Here is a 3,876-nt window from a genome sequence, read left to right as displayed (position 1 = left end):
CCGGCAAAGATGATTTGCTGCACGGCGCTGGTTTGCTTGCTGTCATAGCCCAGGCCATTGAGCAGCACATCGGCCATGCCGCTGGTGGCGATCACGTCGGTCCAGCTGACCACGCCCATGCGCACGACCTTGCACGAGGCCGGGTCGGCAGCCATCGCGTTGGCGCTCAAGAGTGCGGCGCCGGTGAGAATCAACAGACAACGGTTGAACAGTCTTTTCATCGATGCGGTCTCACTCGGCAGTTTTTATTGTGGGAGTGGCGTCTGACGCGCCGTGCCCAACACCTTACCCAGCGAGACCTTGATCAAAGCGAACTGTGGCGACAGGGATTTGCACACAGACGACTTGGGAGGTGTGTTGCTGTTGAGGGCCTCTTCGCGAGCNNGGCTTGCTCGCGAAAGCTATCTCAGCAGCGACGCCACTCAGGAGTAATGCCGCTTGCCCCACGCCAGGAACCCTTCCAGCAGTTCCTTCAACACCACCCGCGTCGGCTCGGCCAGGTCGGCGCGATAACGGAAGGGCTCAAACTCTTCCATGTAGGTGCACTGCCCCAACTCCAGCTGCACGGCGTGGATGTTCTCGGCCGGGTTGCCGTAGTGACGGGTGATGTGCCCGCCCTTGAAGCGCCCGTTGAGCACATGGCTGTACTGCGGGTGGCCGGCACAGATGGCTTCCAGTTCGCTGGCCAGCTGCGGATCGCAGGCCGCGCCGTTGAAGGTGCCGAGGTTGAAGTCCGGCAGCTTGCCTTCGAACAGGTGCGGGATCACCGAGCGGATCGAGTGCGCATCAAACAGCAGCGCATAACCGAACTCGGCCTTGAGCCGGGCCAGTTCGTTTTGCAGGGTGCGGTGATACGGCGTCCACACCTGCTCCAGGTACGTGGCGCGCTCGGCCTTGGACGGTTCCAGGCCTTCGCGGAACAGCGGCACACCGTCAAACAGTGTCGCCGGGTACAGGCCGGTGGTTGCGCCAACGTACAGCGGCTTGTCGTCTGAAGGCCGGTTCAGGTCGATGACAAAGCGCGAATACTCCGCCGCCAGGGTGCTGGCGCCCAGCGCTTCGGCGAAGTCGTACAGCGTGGGAATGTGCCAGTCGGTGTCCGGCAGGCTTTGCGCCTCGGGGATCAGCCCGGCTTGCACCGCCGGCGTCAGGCGCAGGCCCGCGTGGGGCATGCTGATCAGCAGCGGCACACGGCCTTGTTTGAAGTTCAGAACCTTATCCACAGCGGTACTCCTTAAACGGTGACTTCGACGCCGTGGCGCACGACGCGTTTATCCAGCTCGCCACCCAGCCAGTAGGCCAGGTCGGCGGGACGATCAATCTGCCAGGCGACAAAATCCGCGACCTTGCCCACTTCCAGCGAGCCATGGCTGTTGCCCAGGCCCAGGGCGGTGGCCGCGTGTTGCGTGGCGCCGGCCAGGGCTTCTTCCGGGGTCATGCGGAACAGGGTGCAGGCCATGTTCAGCATCAAGCGCACCGACAACGCCGGCGAGGTGCCCGGGTTGAGGTCGCTGGCGATCGCGATCTTCACGCCGTGCTTGCGCAGGGCATCCATCGGCGGCAACTGGGTTTCCCGCAGGAAGTAGAACGCGCCCGGCAGCAGCACCGCGACGGTGCCGGAAGCGGCCATGGCGATGGCGTCTTCCTCGGTCATGAATTCCAGGTGGTCCGCCGACAGCGCCTGGTAACGCGCCGCCAGGCTGGAGCCATGCAGGGACGACAACTGTTCGGCGTGCAGTTTTACCGGCAAGCCAAGTTTCCGGGCGGCGATGAACACGCGCTCCACCTGCTCCGGTGAGAACGCCAGGTACTCACAGAAGGCGTCGACCGCGTCCACCAGGCCTTCCGCTGCCAGCGCCGGGAGCATTTCGGTGCAGATGTGATCGATGTAGGCATCGGCCCGGTCCACGTACTCCGGCGGCAACGCATGCGCCGCCAGGCAGGTGCTGCGCACACTGACCGGCAACTCGGCGCCGAGGCGACGGATCACCCGCAAAATCTTGCGCTCGCTGGCCAGGTCCAGGCCGTAGCCGGACTTGATCTCGACGGTGGTGACACCGTCGCGCAGCAAACTGCGCAGGCGCTTGTGGCCGCTGGCAAACAGTTCATCTTCGCTCGCCGCACGCGTGGCGCGCACGGTGCTGGCAATACCGCCACCGGCCGCTGCGATCTCGGCGTAGCTCACGCCTTGCAGCCGCTGCTCGAACTCGCCGCTGCGATTGCCGCCGAACACCGTGTGGGTGTGGCAGTCGATCAGCCCGGGCGTGACCCACGCCCCTTGCAGGTCATGGGTGGTCGCGTAGTTCGCATCCGGCAGTTCGGCACGCGGGCCGATCCACTCGATGAGCGTGCCCGAGGTAACAATGGCGGCGTCCTCGATGATCGAGTAGTTGCCCTGGGCCATGGTTGCAACGTGGCAGTGTTGCCAAAGCGTTTTCATCAACGCCTCCATTAGGTTATCGATGAGACAAAGCCGGGTCGTAGTGGACCTTGGCCGTTTGCCCGGCGGCGGGCTTGACCCACAGCAGATAGGCGACGATCAGCAAGACGATCCACACGGCGCCGACCATAAGAGCGGCCTGGGTGTCCGGGAAGTAACCCAGCACGCCGAAGATGAACAGCATGAACACGATGGCGGCCGCTGGCGCGTAGGGCCAGAACGGCACCGGGAATTTCAGCTCGGCAATCTGTTCCCTGGTCATCGAGCGACGCATGGCCACCTGGGTGACCAGGATCATCAGCCATACCCACACCGTGGCGAAGGTCGCAATCGAGGCGATGACCAGGAACACGTTTTCCGGGATCAGGTAATTGAGCACCACACCGCCGAGCAACGCGGCGCCCATCACCACTACGGTCATCCACGGCACGCCCTGGCTCGACAGTTGGGCAAAACCCTTGGGCGCCTGCCCTTGCTGGGCCAGGCCATACATCATGCGACCGGCGCCGAAAATGTCGCTGTTGATGGCCGAGACGGCGGCCGAGATCACCACAATGTTAAGGATGGTCGCCGCCGAGCCTATCCCCAGGTTGCTGAAGATCTGCACGAACGGGCTGCCCTGGCTGCCGATCTGCGGCCACGGGTAGATCGCCATCAGCACAAACAACGTCAGCACGTAGAACAGCAGGATACGCAACGGCACGGCGTTGATTGCCTTGGGGATCACCCGCTGCGGGTCCTTGGCTTCGCCGGCGGTGATGCCGATGATTTCGATGCCGCCAAACGCAAACATCACCACCGCGAAGGACGCGATCAAGCCACCCACGCCGTTAGGCATGAAGCCACCGTGAGCCCACAGGTTGCTGAGGCCGGTAGCGGGTGCTTCGCCCGCCGAGTGAATGCCGAACAGCATGATGCCGAAGCCGCCGAGGATCATTGCGACAATGGCACCGACCTTGAGCAGCGACAGCCAGAACTCCATTTCGCCAAAGACTTTGACGTTGCACAGGTTCAGGCCGCCGATCAGCAACACGATGCCCAGCACCCAGACCCAGCGCGCGACTTCGGGAAACCAGAAGCCCATGTAGATGCCGAAGGCGGTGACGTCGGCGAGGCAGACGATGATCATTTCAAAGGCGTAGGTCCAGCCGAGGATAAAGCCGGCCATCGGGCCCAGGTAGGTACTGGCGTACTGGCCGAAGGAGCCGGACACCGGGTTATGCACGGCCATTTCGCCGAGGGCGCGCATGACCATGAACACCGCGGCGCCACCGATCAGGTAGGCCAGGAGCACGGCCGGGCCGGCCATCTGGATGGCGGAGGCAGAGCCGTAGAACAGCCCGGTACCGATCGCGGAACCGAGGGCCATGAAGCGAATATGTCGGGCGGAGAGCCCGCGTTTTAACGTCTTTTCTTGCTGGTGCATTTCTCGTCCT

Annotated in this window: 3 protein-coding genes and 1 pseudogene; all 4 read right to left on the bottom strand. The window is 63.6% G+C overall.

The genetic code is table 11. From position 1 onward, the window contains the following. Positions 1-221, bottom strand: a pseudogene (locus HX786_RS29705) (glycine/betaine ABC transporter substrate-binding protein); the annotation flags it as partial. A gap of 201 nt (positions 222-422) precedes the next feature. Then, positions 423-1,223, bottom strand: a complete 801-nt coding sequence (gene hutG / locus HX786_RS29700; RefSeq protein WP_087692905.1) for an N-formylglutamate deformylase — start codon at positions 1,221-1,223, stop codon at positions 423-425. 11 nt (positions 1,224-1,234) lie between these two features. Further along, positions 1,235-2,440, bottom strand: a complete 1,206-nt coding sequence (gene hutI, locus HX786_RS29695) for an imidazolonepropionase (RefSeq protein WP_178912979.1) — start codon at positions 2,438-2,440, stop codon at positions 1,235-1,237. Positions 2,441-2,456: 16 nt separating this feature from the next. Beyond that, complete coding sequence (locus tag HX786_RS29690; RefSeq protein ID WP_003209267.1) at positions 2,457-3,866, bottom strand: amino acid permease; 1,410 nt, start codon at positions 3,864-3,866, stop codon at positions 2,457-2,459. Positions 3,867-3,876: the final 10 nt, after the last annotated feature.

It is taken from the genome of Pseudomonas sp. 21615526, assembly GCF_013386245.1.
GTDB lineage: Bacteria > Pseudomonadota > Gammaproteobacteria > Pseudomonadales > Pseudomonadaceae > Aquipseudomonas.
Note: the sequence above shows the minus strand (reverse complement) of the source record. Positions and strands in the feature narration are given on the sequence as shown.

Bases quoted from the DNA above. Each gene is read 5' to 3' on its own strand.
- hutI (WP_178912979.1), bottom strand. From the start codon at position 2,440: ATGAAAACGCTTTGGCAACACTGCCACGTTGCAACCATGGCCCAGGGC.
- HX786_RS29690 (WP_003209267.1), bottom strand. From the start codon at position 3,866: ATGCACCAGCAAGAAAAGACGTTAAAACGCGGGCTCTCCGCCCGACAT.